Here is a 16,389-nt window from a genome sequence, read left to right as displayed (position 1 = left end):
CCATTTCTCAGCCGAAAGCCGGTGGGTCGAGCGCGGACCTGGCGGCGGCCAGGAACGCGGACGGTTCCAGGCGCGCGGCGCCTTCGGGCATCCGCCCCAGCAGCGGGACGCCGGTCACGGCGGGCAGGTCGGACAGGTTGCACCGGGCGGCCAGGTCGGGCTCGGCCGGCCAGCTGCCGATCACCAGGCCGGGGCAGCGCAGCCCGAGGACGGCCAGCGCGCGGACGGTCAGCTCGGTGTGGTTGAGCGTGCCGAGGCCGGCGGCGGTCACGACCAGCACCGGCGCGTCCAGGGCGGTCGCCACGTCGGCCAGGGTGCCCTCGGCGGTCAGCCGCACCAGCAGCCCGCCGGCGCCCTCGACGAGCACCAGGTCGTGCTCGGTGGCCAGCTTGGCGGCGACGTCGGCCGCCTCGGCGGGGGTGACCGGAGAACGCCCGGCCCTCACGGCGGCGGTGGCCGGGGCCAGCGGGTCCGGGTAGCGGGCCAGCTCGCGCAGGGTCAGTCCGTCGACCCCACCGACCAGCCGGCGCACCTCGTCCAGGTCGCCGGGCTCCCCCGGCCCCATCCCGGTCTGCGCCGGCTTGAACACCGCCACCCGCCGGCCCTCGGCCAGCGCGAGCGCCGCCAGCGCCGCCGTCACCACCGTCTTGCCGACCCCGGTCCCGGTGCCGGTCACCACCAGCACGCTCACCCGACCGGCACCCGTTCCAGCACCTCGGCCAGCACCGCCCGCACGTGCGCAAGCTCGGCGTCGGTCAGCGTGGCGCGGGCGGTCAGCCGCAGCCGGCTGGTGCCGGCCGGGACCGACGGCGGCCGGAAGCAGCCCACCCGCACCCCGCGCTCCAGGCACCCGGTGGCCGCCGCGACCGCCGCCTCCGGCTCGCCGAGCACCGCCGACACCACCGCCGACCCGGAGGCCGGCACCCCGGCGGCGGCCGCGATCGCCTCGGCGGCGGCCAGCACGGCGGCCGGTCGCTCCGGCTCCGCGACCAGCACCCGCAGCGCAGCCAGCGCCGCGCCGACGCTGGCCGGGGCCAGGCCGGTGTCGAAGATGAAGCTGCGCGCGGAGTCCACCAGGTGCTCGATCACCGCCGCCGGCCCGAGCACCGCGCCGCCCTGGCTGCCCAGCGACTTGGACAGGGTCACGGTGGCCACCACGTCATCCGCGCCGGCCAGCCCGGCAGCAGCAAGCAGCCCACGCCCGCCGGGCCCGACCACGCCGAGCCCGTGCGCGTCGTCCACCACCAGCAGCGCGCCGCGAGCCCGGCACACCGCGTGCAGCTCGGCCAGCGGGGCGCGGTCACCGTCCGCGCTGGCCACCCCGTCGGTGACGACCACCGCGCGCGCCTCGGACCGGGCCGCGAGCACCGCGTCCACCGCGCCGACGTCGTTGTGCCCCACCACCGCCACCCCGGCCCGGGACAGCCGGCAGCCGTCGATCAGCGACGCGTGGTTCCCGGCGTCGGAGACCACCAACGCGCCGTGACCGCTCAGCGCGGTGACCACGGCGAGGTTGGCCAGGTACCCGGAGGAGAACACCAGCCCCGCGTCGAAACCGCAGAACTCCGCCAGCTCGCGCTCCAGGTCGCCGTGCAGCGTCGTCGAGCCGGTGACCAGCCGGGACCCGGTGGACCCCGCGCCCCAGGCGCGCAGCGCGGCCAGCCCGCCCTCGATCACCCGGGGGTCGCGCGCCAGGCCCAGGTAGTCGTTGCCGGCCAGGTCGAGCACCGGCTCGTCCACCGGCCGGTACCGCAGCGCGCGCCGCAGCCCCGCCGCGCGCCGTCGCTCGGCGTGCTCGGTCAACCAGTCCAGCGGATGCTCACGCACAAGCGAGCACCCTAACCCGGCTCAGTTCGTGCTCGCGCGCGCCGGCTCCGGGACACCGTCGCTGACCACCACCGACGCCCCGGTCGCCCGGTGCCGGCGCGCCCAGGCGTCCAGGTGGTCGTGCGTGGCGTGGTCGACGTAGTGCGCCGTCAGGTCCACCCGGGCGGACGCACCGGCCGGGATCCTGGCCAGCGCCCGGGACAGCGCGGGCACGCACAGGAACGTCGCCGCGCCGTCCACGGTGACCCGGTGCTCGTCGCCGGACTCCGGGGCGTGGTGGTGCACCCTGGCCCGCACCGCGCGGCGCAGCACCATCAGCCCGGCCAGCGCCAGCCCGAGCGCCACCCCTTCCAGCAGGTTGAACACCATCACCCCGACCGCCGTGACCAGGTACAGCGGCAGCTCGCGGTGCCGGCTGGCCGCGCGCAGGTCACTGAGCTTGACCAACCGCACGCCGATCACCACCAGCAGCCCGGCCAGCGCGGCCAGCGGGATCATCTGCACCACCCACACCAGCGCCAGCGCGAACACCGCGATCCACACCGCGTGCAGCACGGCGGCCGCCCTGGTCCGCGCGCCCGCCTTCACGTTCGTCGAGCCGCGCACGATCACCCCGGTCACCGGCAGCCCCCCGAGCAGCCCGGACAGCGTGTTCGCCGCGCCCTGCCCGATCAGCTCGCGGTCCACGTTCGTGCGCGGGCCGTGGTGCATCCTGTCCACCGCGACCGCCGAGAGCAGGCTCTCCACGCTGGCGATCAGCGCCACCGTGAGCACGCCGACCGCCACCGCCGCCCACTGCCCGCTCGGCAGCACCGGCAGCGCCACCGCTTCCAGCAACCCGCCGGGCAGCTGCACCCGGGGCACCGGCCCGAGCACCGGATCCAGCGCCACGCTCAGCCCGGTGGCCAGCGCGACGGCGACCAGCGGCCCCGGCACCGCCCGCACCGGCCTGGGCAGCCGGGGCCAACACAACACCAACAGCACGGTGAACAGCCCGACCGCCACCGCCGGCCCGTGCGCGCCGGCCAGCTGCCGGGGCAGCTCGACCACGTTGCGCACCGCGCTGGTCTGCGGCTGCCCGCCGAGCACCACGTGCAGCTGGGCCAGCGCGATGGTGCCGCCGATGCCGGCCAGCATGCCGTGCACCACGGCGGGCGGGATGGCCTGCGCGAACCGGGCCAGCCGGGACAGCCCGAGGCCGATCTGCACCAGCCCGGCCGCCACCACGATCGCGCAGGTGGCCGCCCAGCCGAACCTGGTCACCAGCTCGGCGACCACCACCGTCAACCCCGCCGCCGGCCCGCTGACCTGCAACGGAGAACCGCCCAACAGCCCGGCGACCACGCCGCCGACGATCGCGGCGATCAGCCCGGCCAGGATCGGCGCGCCGGAGGCCACCGCGATGCCCAGCGACAGCGGGACGGCGACGAGGAACACCACGAGCGACGCCCCCAGGTCGGCGCGCACCACGTCCCATCCTGGGAACCAACGTGAAGAAGTGGCAGATGTGTTAGAAGTGGCAGGATCGGGGTCAGGGGTGGACTCGACTGGCGGCGAGGCGGGCATGCGGCTCCTCCGGAGGCAGGTCGTGAGGGGTCGCCGGACCGCGGTCACCGTCGCCCGCACCGGCACCTCGCCAACGGATCATGGATCGGCCTGGTTCCCCGGCCGGTGCGACCGGCGCGGCACGGACGATCGGACGATCACGTCGCGTACATCCTGATGCAACCATCGAGCGATAAACTGATCGCGTCCCGATGGCTCGATATTCGCATGAGCCCCATCTGCCACGGCCGGCGTTCCCGCCACAGGACCACCATTGACCACCATCGAGTGATCCTCATTTGTCCTGGCCGGCCGTCATCCCATCCGCCTACCGTCCGACACCGTGGGCTGGAAGGCCGCCACGGCGGCGATGGCGATCGCGGTGTTGGCGTCCGGGTGCGGACCGTCGCCCGGGCCGGTAGGTGAGGACCTCCAGGTCCGGCTCGGTGACTGGGTGAGCGACGCGCGCATCGACAGGCCGGACCTGCCCGGCCGGGTGCCGACCGTCGTGCTGGTGCACGGCACCGGGCCCCGGGACCGAAGCGGCGCGGTGGAGGGCGTCGACGGCGCCGTCCGCTCCCGGATCTTCGACGACATCGCCCGCTACCTGTCGGCCCGGGGCATCGCGGTTGTCAGGTACGACAAGCGCTACGTGCGCGGCCGGGGGAACCTGGACCAGCGGTTCGCCACGCTGACCCAGCGGCAGATGGTCGACGACATCGGCGCGGTCGTCCAGGCCGCCACGGCGCGCGACCCGCACCTCGACCCGGACCGGGTGTTCCTGTACGGCTGGAGCGAGGGGACGGCGGTCGCGGCCGAGTACGCCGCCACGCATCCGGAGGTCGCCGGGCTGGTCCTGCAGGCCGGCGTGAACGTCGGCTGGCGCGACGGGCTCCTGTACCAGGGCCTGCGCACCGCGGTTCCGTACCTCGACCGCTACGCGAGCGCCGGGCGGATCGGCGCGGACGGGCTCGGGCGGGCCTGGCGGGGCGGCGGCGGGCTCGCGGCGAAGGAATGGATCACGTTTCTGGCCCCGCGCGCCGCCGACGGCGACCCCACCCCCGACCGGCGCTTCGACCGCAACGGCGACGGCGCGATCGACCTGCGCGGCGAGCTCGAGCCGGCGCTGCCCAGCTTCGTGGACGCCCTGCTCGCGCCGGACGCCCCGCTGGCCGGTTTCGGGCCAGGCCGGGGGCTGCTCCCGGTCACCGAGCAGGCGCCGAGGCTGCCGATGCCGGTGCTGGCCCTGCAGGGCCTCGAAGACGGCAACGTCCCGCCCGACTCGGCCCGAGCGCTGGACGCCGCGCTGGGCCGGGCCGGCAACCCGGACCATGCGTTGCGGCTCTACCCCGGGCTGGGCCACAGCCTCGGCGACGCTGCCTCCCCTTCGGACGACGACATGCTCCCGATCCGCGACGCCCCGCTCGCCGACGTCGCCGACTGGCTGCGCCGGCACTCCTGATCGCGGGGTCAGGCGGGCGCGGACGCGGGCGCGCGCACCGAGGCGGCGGCGCGGATCGCCGAGGCGATGGTGGCCACCTCGTCCGGGGCGGTCACGAACGGCGGCATGGTGTAGATCATGTCGCGGAACGGCCGCAGCCAGACACCGTGCTCGGCGGCCGCCCTCGTCGCGGCCGGGACGTCCACCTCGTGCTCCAACTGCACCACCCCGATCGCACCGAGCACCCGCACGTCCCGCACCCCGGGCAGCTCGCGCGCGGGCGCCAGGCCGTCGCGCAGCCCGGCCTCGATCCCGGCCACCTCGGCCCGCCAGTCCCGCCGGTGCAGCTCGCCGATCGAGGCCAGCGCGACCGCCGAGGCCAGCGGGTTGCCCATGAACGTCGGCCCGTGCATGAGCACGCCGGCCTCGCCGTCGCTGATCCCGCGCGCCACCTCCGAGGTGCACAGGGTGGCCGCCATCGACAGGTAGCCGCCGGTGAGCGCCTTGCCCACGCACATCACGTCCGGGCTGACCGGCGCGTGGTCGGCGGCGAACAGCTCGCCGGTGCGGCCGAACCCGGTGGCGATCTCGTCGAACACCAGCAGCACGTCGTGCGCGGCGCACAGCTCACGCAGCGCGTGCAGGTAGCGGGGGTCGTGCATGCGCATGCCGCCGGTGCCCTGCACCACCGGTTCGACGATCACGGCGGCCAGCTCGTCGGCATGCCGCTCCACCAGCTCGGCCAGGCGCGCCACGTAGTCCGGCTCGTACGCGCGCGGCGGCGCGTCGGCGAAGACCTGCCGGGGCAGCACGTCGGCCCACAGCGAGTGCATCCCGCCGTCCGGGTCGCACACGCTCATCGCCATGAACGTGTCGCCGTGGTAGCCACGCCGCCAGGCCATCAGCCGGTGCTTGCCCGGACGCCCCCGGGAGCGCCAGTACTGCAGGCACATCTTGATCGCGACCTCGACCGACACCGAGCCGGAGTCGGACAGGAACACGTGCCGCAGCGGCTCCGGGGTGATCTCCACCAGCCGCAGGGCCAGCGCCACCGCCGGTTCGTGGGTCAGCCCGCCGAACATCACGTGGCTCATCCGGCCCAGCTGGTCGGTGATCGCGGCGTCCAGCGCCGGGTGCCGGTAGCCGTGGATGGCCGCCCACCACGACGACATCCCGTCGATCAGCTCGGCCCCGGCCGGCAGCCCCAGCGCCGGCCCGCCCAACCGCAGCCGGACCCCCTCCGCGCCGGCCACCGGCAGCGGCGCGACCGCGCCCGGCATGGACGCGTAGGGATGCCAGACGTGGTCTCGGTCGGCGGCGAGCAGCTCCTCGGGCGTCATGGCCGCCCACACTATGTGCGGCTGTCCCGGAACGGCCCCGACGGGTGCCCACCGGCCGTTACCGTGCTGGTCTATGGACTCGATCGGGCGGTACCGGTACGAGGGGTTCTCCCTCGACGAGAAGTCCGACTGGATGCGGCAGGGCCAGGGGCCGGCCGCGATCAACGGCGGCCTGGCCTGCCTGAAGGCGCTGGCCGGCGACTACGCCGCCACCGAAAGGGCGCTGCGCGACGCGCTCGGCGGGCTGGGCGCGGACTGGCGGGGCCCGGCGGCGGACGCGGCGGCCGACGCGCTGCGCACCGCCGCGGACCGGGCGCGCGACGGCCAGCACGCCGCCGAGGCCGGGGCCGACGGCCTGCAGCGCTACGGCGAGTCGTTCGCCGGCCTGCGGTCCAGGATCGCCAGGCCCACCAACGCCCCGGGCGACCAGGAAGGCGACCAGATCGGGCCGGCCGTCGCCCCGCAGCTCGACACCCGCAAGGCATCGCTCGAACACCAGCGGCGGGACCGGGCCGCGAACGACGCGCTCTACGCGCACGAGTCGACCACCCGCGACGCCGTCGGACGCTTCCCCGCCCCCGACGCGGCGCGCCCGCCACAAGCGCCCGCCACCACGCCCGAACCGACACCGGCCCCCACACCGCCGCCGCCACCCACCGCCGGGGACGCCGCCGGGGACGGGGGCGTGCAGCCGTTCGCCGTCGAGTTCGACGATCATGTTCCGCCGGTGCTGGGCGTGGCGGACGAACGCTGACACGTCGGCCGGCCGGCTAGCTGTTATCAAAGCAAGTCCTACTATGCTTGCGGCCCTATGACCAGCCCTGATCCCGGCTCGGCCGGCAACGCCGCCCCGGTACCGACGCTGTCGCGGCGCCGCGAGCTCGGTGCCGCCAGCGCCCGCTCGCTGCTGCTCACCGTGTTGGGCGAATTCGTGCTCCCACGGGGTGAACCGGTCTGGACACACGTGCTGCTGGACGTTCTCACCCAGCTCGGCGTGGAGCAGAAGTCGGGCCGCCAGGCGCTGGCCAGGACCGCCGCCGAGGGGCTGCTGCAGTCGACCCGGGCCGGCCGCCGGGTGCGCTGGTCGCTGACCGACGACGGCCGGCGGCTGCTGTCCAGCGGCGCCACCCGGATCTACTCCTTCGGCACCGAGACCGCCGCCTGGGGCGGGCGCTGGCTGGTGCTGCTGGTCAGCGTGCCGGAGTCGCGCCGCCAGCTCCGGCACCGGCTGCGCACCCGGCTCAACTGGGCAGGGCTGGGCTCACCGACCGCCGGGGTGTGGCTCACGCCGGACCCGGACAAGCAGGCCGAGGTCGCCGAGGTCATCAGGGAGCTGGACCTGGACGAGGTCAGCTCGTCGTTCGTCGGCCCGTTCGGGCAGATCGGCCAGGAACGCCAGCTGGTCGACCAGGCGTGGAACCTCGCCGACGTGGAGCGCGAATACCACGACTTCATCGACGCCGTCAGCAACGCCGACCCGACCACCCCCGCCGACGTGCTCCGCGAGCAGATCCACCTGGTGCACACCTGGCGGCGGTTCCCGTTCCTGGACCCGCAGCTGCCCGCCGAGCTGCTGCCCGGCAGCTGGGTCGGCGCCAAGGCCGCCGCGCTGTTCCACGAACGCCACGACCTGTGGAGCGAGCCGGCCGGCCAGCACTGGGACGCCCTGGTGAAGGCGGCCGAGTAGGCCGTCAGATGTCGAACTCGCCGTCCTTCACGCCGAGCACGAACGCCCGCACCTCACCCGGGGTGAACCACAGGATCTCGCCCTCGTCGCCGTCCGCGCCGTTGCGCACCGCCCAGCCACCGTCCGGCAGCTCGGCCACCTCGACCCGGTCACCGTCCGCCTCGGTGCTCGTGCTCGACGACCGCCACGTCAAGGTAGCCGGGTCGATCTCCGTCACCGCACGCCTCCACTCACCCGCAAACCCTAACAAAACCCCTGCTCACAACCCGTGAGTGGTTAGCGTTGCTATGACAACGCTAACCACTCACGGGTTGAGCTGGTACGCGCGCGCCGCGTTCCCACCGAGTACACCGTCCAGCACCGCCGGCGAGAGCCCCAGGTCGCTCACCGCCTTGATGTTGGCGGCGATGCCCGGCACCCCGGGCCAGTCCGTGCCGAAGATCCACTTGGCGGCGATCCGCTCCAGGTCGAAGCGCTCGAAGTAGCGCGGCAGCTTGCGCGGCGGCAGGCCGGCGATGTCCAGCCAGACGTTCGGGCGGGCCAGCGCCATGAAGCCGGCGGCGTCGTAGCTCCAGCCCCGGCCGCCGTGCGCGAGCACCACCGTGAGGTCCGGGAAGTCGCGCAGCACGTCGTCCATCAGCACCGGGTCGCCGAGCCGACCGCTCGCGCCGGGGAACGAGCTGGGGCCGGTGTGCGTGATCACCGGGACGCCCCGGGCCTGGCACTCGGCGTAGGCCGGGTAGAGCTCGCGGTCGTTGGGCGCGAAGTTGCCGTGCACGGGGTGCACCTTGAGCGCCACCGCGCCGAGGTCGAGCTGGCGGCGGACCTCGGCGTCCACCGGGTAGTGCAGGTGCGGGTTGACGTTGGCCACCACCCGGAACCGCCTCGGGTTGTACGCCACCAGCGGCGCCATGTCCTCGATCGACTGGACGCCGGTCACCCGGGGGCTGTACTCGCAGAACAGCAGCGCGACGTCCACCCCGTCGGCCTCGAACAGCTCGTCGAGCCGCTCCGGGACGACGACGCCGTCCGGCCCGTACACCCGGGCCACCGCCTCCCGGTCCGCCGCCGGCCCGAGCCAGGTGTCCCAGTCCATCTTCAGCCCGCCGCGCCGGGCCGGGTGCACGTGCGCGTCGACGATCACCGCGCGACCGCTCCCATCTCCGCCAGGCTGGCCCGCACCCGGTAGCGCTGCAGCTTGCCGGTCGCCGTCTTGGGCAGCGCGTCGACGACGACCACCCGGCGCGGGCGCTTGAACGCCGCCAGCCCGGCCCTGCAGAACTCCACCAGCTCGTCCTCCCGCACGCTCGTACCCGAACGGACCACCACCGCCGCCACCGGCTTGTCCAGCCCGTCGGCGTCGCGCAGCCCGACCACCGCGACCTCGACCACGTCCGGATGCTCGAGCAGCCTGGCCTCCACCTCGCTCGGGCTCACCCAGATGCCGCCCGCCTTGATCATGTCATCGGACCGGCCGAGGTAGGAGTAGGTGCCGTCGGCGTTGCGCACGTAGGTGTCGCCGGTGCGCAGCCACTCCCCCTGGAACGCCAGCCGGCTGGTCTCGGAACGGCACCAGTAGCCGGTGGCCACCGACTCGCCGGACACGTACAGTGCCCCCGGCCGGTCCGGCTCGCCGATCACCGAACCGTCCGACTCGTCCAGGATGCGCACCCGGTAGCCGGGCACGGGCGTGCCCGAGCTGCCCGGGCGGATCGCCCCCGGCGCGTTGGACAGGAAGATGTGCAGCGCCTCGGTGGACCCGATGCCGTCCAGGATCTCGAAGCCGAACCGGTCCCGGACGCGGGTGAACAGGGTGGCCGGCAGCGGCTCCCCGGCGGACACGCCCTGGCGCACGCCGGCGAAGGTGTCGTCCGGGATCGCGCTGTTCAGCAGCGCGGAGTAGAACGTCGGCACGCCGAAGAACAGCGTCGGGCGGTGCCGGGCGGCCACCTCGGCGACCAGGTCGGGCGAGGGGCGGCCGGGTTCGAGCACGGTGGCCGCGCCCACCGAGAACGGGAAGAACAGCGAGTTGCCGATGCCGTAGGCGAAGAACAGCTTCGCCACCGAGAAGCACAGGTCGTCGGCGCGGATGCCGAGCACCCGCTGGCCGTAGGTCTCGCAGACGAACCGGATGCTGCCGTGCCGGTGCATGGCGGCCTTCGGGCTGCCGGTGGTGCCCGAGGTGTACAGCCACAGCGCCGGCGAGTCCGCCCAGCTCGGGTAGACGGCGCGATCCGCACCGGCGCCCACCAGGCTCGACCAGGTCCGGGCCGGCACCGCGAAGTCGTCCCCCTGCGTCCCGATGGTGACCACGGTGGTCAGGTCGGGCTCGGCTTCCCCCTTGACCAGCGTCTCCACCGCGACCCGCGCGGTGTCGGCGAACTCGGCGGTGGTGACGAGCACCCGGGCGCGGGCGTCCACGAGCAGGGCGTGCAGGTCGTCGGCGGTGAGCATGGTGGACACCGGCACGGCCACCGCGCCGAGGTGCATCGCGCCCAGGATGCCGGCCACCAGCTCGGGGGTGTCCGCCGCGAAGAACATCACCCGTTCCTCGGCGCGCACGCCCAGCGCGGACAGCCCGGCCGCCACCGCGCGCACCCGCTCGGACACCTCGGCGTAGGTCAGCTCCCCGCCCGGGAAGCGCAGTGCCACCCGGTCGCCGTCGCCGAGGGCCACCCGGCGGTGCACCAGATAGTCGGCGGCGTTGAAAACCTCGGGTGCTGTGATGGGCACTGGGACCTCCCGGCCGCGGGACGCGTAGTTACAGAGAGTATCCGAGCAGGAGACAACCGGAGCGCCGGCCACCGACCTGTGCCGACATTTCGCCACGCCACGTGATGGTCGGAGTGACACGCCCTGGTCGACCGTGCAGGGGTGGACACAGACCGTATTCTGTCTCAGCCAGAACGCAGCCGGCGAGGGGATGGACCGTGTTGATGTCGGTGCGATGGTTGGTCGCGACGGGTGTTGTCGGGTTGGCGTTCGCGCTGACCTGGGCGATCGGCGAAGGCGCGTACGACCTCGGGCAGACCGCCGCGCTCGAGATCGCCGCCGTCACCGCCGCCGCGATCGGCCTGCCGCTGTCCTGGTGGTCGTTCCGGGGACAGCTGCTCGACGAACCGGCCGAGGTGGGCTGGGTGACCTGGCGGCGGGTGCCGTCCAACCCCGCGCTGGCCCTGCCCCGCCAGGCCGAGCAGGCCCGGATGGACGAGATCTTCCGCGGCTACCAGGGCAAGGGCAGCCCGGTCGTGGTGATCACCGGGCCGTCCGGGGCCGGCAAGACGCAGCTTGCCGCCGGCTACGCGCGGGCCCGGATCGCCGAGGGCTGGCCGCTGGTGGCCTGGATCAACGCGGGCAGCCAGGAGGAGACGTTCGCCGGCCTGCTGGAGTTCGCCGACGCGCTGAGCATGCGGGTGCCCGAGGAGAGCGGCTCGCGCGCCGTGGAGCGGCTGCGCCAGCACCCTCCGACCGGCAAGCAGCCCAACGTCATGGTCTTCGACGGCGTGGTGGACGTCGACGCGGTCCGCCCGTTCCTGCCGGCCATCCCCGGCTGGCGCGTGATCGTGACCAGCCGCGCCTCCTCCGCCGCCGCGCTGGGCACCGAGCTGGCGATCGAGCTGCCGGCCGCCAAGGACCTGGCCGACCGGACCGAGCTCACCGAGGCCGCCTGCGAGACGCTCGGCCGGCTGCCGTTCGCCGCCGAGCTCGCCGAGGCCACCCTGCGCGAGCAGCAGGGCGGCCTGGACGCCTACCTGGAGCGGCTGCGCACGGTGGCCGTGGGCGAGCTGCTCGGCGACGGCACCGACGGCTCCCGGCACGAGGAGCGCTACCCGGCCGGCGCCGCCGAGGCGGTCCTGGTGGCGCTGCGCGGCGCCGGCTTCGACTCCGACCCGGCCGTGCGCAAGCTGCTCGGCCTGCTCGCCGTGCTCGCCCCCGGCGGCGCCTCCCGAGGCCTGCTCTACCAGGCCGGCGACCCCGGCGCCGAGTACACCATCACCCGCCTGACCCGCTGGTCGCTGCTGTCCACCCGGATGGACGGCGACTGCGTGCTGATGCACGAGCTGACCCGCCGGGTGGTCCTCGACCGGCTGCGCACCGACGACGCGCTGCCGCAGGCCATCGCGCAGGCCGCCGACCTGCTCGGGCACGCCACCTTCGGCGAGGACCAGGCCTGGGAGCGCCGCGGCGAGGGCGACCAGCTCATCGCGCACATCGCCGCGCTGTCCACCAACGCCGGCTCGGTCTCCGCGACGCTGCCGGTCGAGACCTCCGAGCGCGTCCTGGGCCTGCGCCAATGGGCCACCCGCCAGCTCAGCGCGGTGGGCGACGGCGCCCGGGCCGTCGACCTGGCCGAGGCCATCCGCACCGAGTGCGAGACCCTGCTCGGCCCCGAGCACCCCGACAGCCTGGCCGCCTCGGACAACCTGGTCATCGCCTACGTCGCCGCCCGCCGCTCCCGCGAGGGCATCCCGCTCGCCGAGTCCGTCCTGGCCACCCGGGAACGAGTCCTGGGCGCCGACCACCTCGACACCCTCGCCTCCCGCTACACGGTGGCCTACGCCCACGAGTACGCCGGCCAGCTCGACGACGCCGTCACCCTCTACGACAGGGCCTACGCCGAGTACGCCCGCGTGCTCGGCGCCGACAACCCGCAGACCCTTACCGTCGGCGCCGCCCTCACCCGGGTCCGCCAGCTACAGCCCGTCGGCCGCCACCGCGCCGCCCAGCGCCCCGCCCCCACCCAGTCCGCCGACACCCCCGAATAGCCGCCCGAGGGGCGCCTCGTACGGGGCGCCCCTCGGTACGAACGGGTCTCAGCCCAGGCACCCCGGGCCGAGCAGCGCCTTCAGGTCGCCCATCAGCGCCGTACTGGGCGTCACCCGCAGCCCGTCGTCCAGCCTCAGCACCGTCGACCGCGTCCCGTTGATCAGCCGCAGGTGCACCTCCTGGCCACCGGGGTGGCTGCCGAGCACGTCCTTGAGCTTCGACACCCGCTGCGGCGTGCAGTGGTCGGCCCGCAGGCTGACCCGCAGCGGCGTGTTCGACACCCCGTTCGCGGCGGACAGGTCGGGCACCGCGAGGTCGTTCGCGATCAGCGAGACCCGGTCGTCGCGGCGGTTCACCCGGGCCTTGACCAGCACGATCGCATCCTCGGCCACGTCCATCCCGACCACCGCGTAGGCCCGGGGGAAGAACAGCACCTCGATGCCACCGGCCAGGTCCTCGATCTGGGCGGACGCCCACGGCTCGCCGTTCTTGTTGATCCGGCGGTTCACCGAGGCCAGGATGCCGCCGACGGTGACCTGCGCGCCGTCCGCGACGGTGCCCTCCAGGATGGTCTGGATCGGGGTGTCGACCTTGGAGGCGAGCAGCTGCTCGATGCCGTCCAGCGGGTGGCCGGACACGTAGAGGCCGAGCATCTCGCGCTCCACGGCGAGCTGGTGCTTGGTGTCCCACTGCTCGTTGGGCACCGGGATGTCGAACACCCCGCCCAGGTCCTGCGCGTCGTCCGCCCCGTCCATGGCGCCGAACAGGTCGAACTGGCCCATCGAGGCGGCCTTCTTGGTGCTCATCACCGAGTCGATGGCGTCGGCGTGCACCAGCAGCAGGCCCTTGCGCGGGTGGCCGAGCGAGTCGAAGGCGCCGGCCTTGATCAGGGACTCGATGACCTTCTTGTTGCAGACCACCGCGTCGACCTTGCGCAGGAAGTCGGAGAAGTCGGTGAAGTCGCCCTGCTCCTTGCGGGCGGCCACGATCGCGTCCACCACGTTGAAGCCGACGTTGCGGATCGCGCCGAGGCCGAACCGGATGTCGTCGCCGACCGGGGCGAAGTTGCGCACCGACTCGTTGACGTCCGGGGGCAGCACCGTGATGCCCATCTTGCGGCACTCGGCGAGGTAGATGGCCGCCTTGTCCTTGTCGTCGCGCACGCTGGTCAGCAGCGCGGCCATGTACTCCGCCGGATAGTTGGCCTTGAGGTAGGCCGTCCAGTAGGAGACCACGCCGTAGGCGGCGGTGTGCGCGCGGTTGAACGCATAGTCGGAGAACGGCAGCAGGATGTCCCACAGCGTCTTCACCGCGTCGGCGGAGTAGCCGTGCTCCTTCATGCCGTTGGCGAAACCCTCGTACTCCTTGTCGAGGATCTCCTTCTTCTTCTTGCCCATGGCGCGGCGCAGCAGGTCCGCTTTGCCGAGCGTGTAGCCGGCCAGCTTCTGCGCGATCGCCATGACCTGTTCCTGGTAGACGATCAGGCCGTAGGTCTCCCCCAGGATGTCCTTGAGCGGCTCGGCCAGCTCGGGGTGGATCGGCTTGACCTCTTGGCGGCCGTTCTTGCGGTCGGCGTAGTCGTTGTGCGCGTTCGCGCCCATCGGGCCGGGCCGGTACAGCGCGCTCACCGCGGAGATGTGCTCGAACTCGCTGGGGGCCATCCGGCGCAGCAGGTCCCGCATGGGCCCGCCGTCCAGCTGGAACACGCCCAGCGTGTCGCCCCTGGCCAGCAGGTCGTAGGTCTTCTCGTCGTCCAGCTCGACTTCCTCGATGACGAGCTTGGGCTTGCCGTTGAGCTCGATGTTCTCCAGCGCGTCGTCGATGATCGTGAGGTTGCGCAGGCCCAGGAAGTCCATCTTGAGCAGCCCGAGCGTCTCGCAGGCGCCCATGTCGAACTGCGTGATGATGGCGCCGTCGGCCTCGCGGCGCTGGATCGGGATGACGTCCAGCAGCGGCTTGCTGGACATGATCACGCCGGCGGCGTGCACGCCCCACTGCCGCTTCAGCCCCTCCAGGCCCCGGGCGGTGTCGATGATCTCCTTGACCTGCGGGTCCGTCTCGTAGAGCGCGCGGACCTCGGTGGCCTCGGAGTACCGCTTGTGGCTCGGGTCGAACACGCCGGACAGCGGGATGTCCTTGCCCATCACGGCCGGGGGCATCGCCTTGGAGATGCGGTCGGCCACCGAGTAGCCGGGCTGGCCGAACAGCACCCGCGCGGAGTCCTTGATCGCGGCCTTGGCCTTGATCGTGGAGTAGGTGATGATCTGCGCGATCCGGTCCTCGCCGTACTTCTCGGTGGTGTAGCGGATCATCTCGCCGCGCCGGCGCTCGTCGAAGTCCATGTCGATGTCGGGCATCGAGATGCGCTCGGGGTTGAGGAACCGCTCGAAGATCAGCTTGTGCCAGATCGGGTCCAGGTCGGTGATGCCCAGCACGTAGGCCACCAGCGAACCGGCGGCCGAACCGCGGCCGGGGCCGCACCGGATGCCGACCGACTTGGCGTGCTGGATGAGGTCCGCGACCACCAGGAAGTAGCCGGGGAAGCCCATCTGGATGATGACGCCGAGCTCATACTCGGCCTGCTTGCGGTACTGCTCGGTGACGCCGTTCGGGAACCGCTCGTGCAGGCCCTTCTCGACCTGCTTGACCAGCCAGGACTCCTCCGTCTCGCCCTCCGGGACGGGGGCACGGGGCATCAGGTCCTGGCCCTCGGTGAACTCGACGTGCACCCGCTCGGCGACCAGCAGGGTGTTGTCGCAGGCCTCCGGGTGGATCGGGTCCCACTGGGCGCGCATCTCGGCGGCGGACTTGAGGTAGAAGTCCTGCGCGTCGAACTTGAACCGGTTCGGGTCGGCCAGGGTCTTGCCGGTCTGCACGCACAGCAGCACCTCGTGCGCCTTGGCGTCCTGGGGATAGGTGTAGTGCAGGTCGTTGGTGGCAAGGCCGGGCAGGCCGAGCTTCTTCTTCAGGTCGAACAGCTGCTCCTGGACCTGCTTCTCGATCGCGATGCCGTGGTCCATCAGCTCGCAGAAGAAGTTGTCCTTGCCGAAGATGTCCCGGTAGTCGCTGGCCGCCTGGCAGGCGTCGTCGAAGCGGTCCCGTTGCAGCAGCCTGGCCACCTCGCCGGACGGGCACCCGGTGGTGGCGATGATCCCCTTGCCGTAGGTCTCCAGCAGCTCGCGGTCCATCCGGGGCTTGTAGTAGTACCCCTCCAGGCTGGCCAGGCTGGAGAGCCTGAACAGGTTGTGCATGCCCTCGGTGTTCTCCGCGAGCAGCGTCATGTGGGTGTACATCTCGCCCGGGTTGTCGTCGCTGACGACCTGGCCGCCCAGGGTGGCCCGCTTGCGCTCGTGCCGGGAGCCCGGCGACAGGTAGCCCTCCATGCCGATGATCGGCTTGACCCCGTGCGCCTTGGCCTTGCGCCAGAACTCGTAGGCGCCGTAGACGTTGCCGTGGTCGGTCATCGCCAGCGCCGGCATGCCCATCTTGGCGGCCTCGGTGAACAGGTCGTCCAGCCGCGCCGCTCCGTCGAGCATGGAGAACTCGGTGTGGGTGTGCAGGTGCACGAACTGGTCGACCCCTGACGACGCACCGGCCGAAGGCATGAACGAACTCCTTCCCCGGCAGCGTCCAGGCCCGCGAGGATGCTCGCGGACGGCGCGCCGATGGGTCGCCGAAACAGGTCGGATGTGTACCCAACAATCTAGTGCGGGCCACCGACGTTCCGGCGCACTGGGCGGGCTCGAATTGAAAGACCCTGCTCACGACTCGGCCGGCGTGTC

At 73.1% G+C, this 16,389-nt stretch carries 12 protein-coding genes; 4 read left to right on the top strand and 8 right to left on the bottom strand.

The genetic code is table 11. From position 1 onward, the window contains the following. Nucleotides 1-7: 7 nt before the first annotated feature. The 3 genes from bioD to N912_RS56205 are packed head-to-tail and all read right to left on the bottom strand — an operon-like array spanning nucleotide 8 to nucleotide 3,297. Nucleotides 8-691: a dethiobiotin synthase gene (gene bioD / locus N912_RS56210; RefSeq protein ID WP_037067859.1), complete on the bottom strand. Its 684-nt coding sequence runs from the start codon at nucleotides 689-691 to the stop codon at nucleotides 8-10. Then, nucleotides 688-1,827 carry an 8-amino-7-oxononanoate synthase gene (locus N912_RS0132935; RefSeq protein ID WP_037067856.1) on the bottom strand — a complete coding sequence of 380 codons (1,140 nt, stop codon included), beginning with the start codon at nucleotides 1,825-1,827 and terminating at the stop codon, nucleotides 688-690. Before N912_RS0132935 ends, bioD begins: the two co-directional genes overlap by 4 nt. A 21-nt stretch (nucleotides 1,828-1,848) precedes the next feature. Next, nucleotides 1,849-3,297 carry a SulP family inorganic anion transporter gene (locus tag N912_RS56205; RefSeq protein ID WP_051581141.1) on the bottom strand — a complete coding sequence of 483 codons (1,449 nt, stop codon included), beginning with the start codon at nucleotides 3,295-3,297 and terminating at the stop codon, nucleotides 1,849-1,851. Nucleotides 3,298-3,715: 418 nt separating this feature from the next. Between N912_RS56205 and N912_RS0132925 the strand changes: the two genes are divergently transcribed. After that, nucleotides 3,716-4,834, top strand: a complete 1,119-nt coding sequence (locus tag N912_RS0132925; RefSeq protein WP_028925750.1) for an alpha/beta hydrolase family protein — start codon at nucleotides 3,716-3,718, stop codon at nucleotides 4,832-4,834. An 8-nt stretch (nucleotides 4,835-4,842) separates the two neighbouring features. Here N912_RS0132925 and N912_RS0132920 read toward each other — a convergent pair whose 3' ends face one another. Further along, a complete protein-coding gene (locus N912_RS0132920; protein WP_028925749.1) occupies nucleotides 4,843-6,153 on the bottom strand; it encodes an adenosylmethionine--8-amino-7-oxononanoate transaminase in 1,311 nt (436 codons plus the stop codon). Nucleotides 6,154-6,226: 73 nt separating this feature from the next. On the opposite strand from N912_RS0132920, the gene N912_RS0132915 reads away from it, so the two are divergent. Beyond that, a complete protein-coding gene (locus tag N912_RS0132915; protein ID WP_028925748.1) occupies nucleotides 6,227-6,907 on the top strand; it encodes a hypothetical protein in 681 nt (226 codons plus the stop codon). Nucleotides 6,908-6,964: 57 nt separating this feature from the next. Next, nucleotides 6,965-7,840: a PaaX family transcriptional regulator gene (locus N912_RS0132910; protein ID WP_028925747.1), complete on the top strand. Its 876-nt coding sequence runs from the start codon at nucleotides 6,965-6,967 to the stop codon at nucleotides 7,838-7,840. 4 nt (nucleotides 7,841-7,844) lie between these two features. On the opposite strand, the gene N912_RS0132905 is transcribed toward N912_RS0132910, so the two are convergent. The 3 genes from N912_RS0132905 to N912_RS0132895 form a co-directional block, all read right to left on the bottom strand. Continuing rightward, nucleotides 7,845-8,057, bottom strand: a complete 213-nt coding sequence (locus N912_RS0132905) for a DUF397 domain-containing protein (protein ID WP_028925746.1) — start codon at nucleotides 8,055-8,057, stop codon at nucleotides 7,845-7,847. A gap of 87 nt (nucleotides 8,058-8,144) precedes the next feature. Continuing rightward, entirely contained in the window at nucleotides 8,145-8,984 is an 840-nt protein-coding gene (locus N912_RS0132900) for an amidohydrolase family protein (protein WP_028925745.1), read from the bottom strand. Then, a complete protein-coding gene (locus N912_RS0132895; RefSeq protein ID WP_245645582.1) occupies nucleotides 8,981-10,573 on the bottom strand; it encodes a benzoate-CoA ligase family protein in 1,593 nt (530 codons plus the stop codon). The genes N912_RS0132900 and N912_RS0132895 overlap by 4 nt, the downstream gene beginning before the upstream one ends. Before the next feature lie 203 nt (nucleotides 10,574-10,776). Between N912_RS0132895 and N912_RS0132890 the strand changes: the two genes are divergently transcribed. Continuing rightward, on the top strand, nucleotides 10,777-12,606 hold the full coding sequence (locus tag N912_RS0132890) for a tetratricopeptide repeat protein (protein WP_156994203.1): 1,830 nt from the start codon (nucleotides 10,777-10,779) through the stop codon (nucleotides 12,604-12,606). 48 nt (nucleotides 12,607-12,654) lie between these two features. On the opposite strand, the gene dnaE is transcribed toward N912_RS0132890, so the two are convergent. Continuing rightward, nucleotides 12,655-16,212, bottom strand: coding sequence for a DNA polymerase III subunit alpha (gene dnaE / locus N912_RS0132885; protein ID WP_028925742.1), 3,558 nt, complete (start codon nucleotides 16,210-16,212; stop codon nucleotides 12,655-12,657). Nucleotides 16,213-16,389 lie beyond the last annotated feature (177 nt).

Source organism: Actinospineispora acaciae DSM 45401, assembly GCF_000620785.1.
Taxonomy (GTDB): Bacteria; Actinomycetota; Actinomycetes; order Mycobacteriales; family Pseudonocardiaceae; genus Pseudonocardia; species Pseudonocardia acaciae.
Note: the sequence above shows the minus strand (reverse complement) of the source record. Positions and strands in the feature narration are given on the sequence as shown.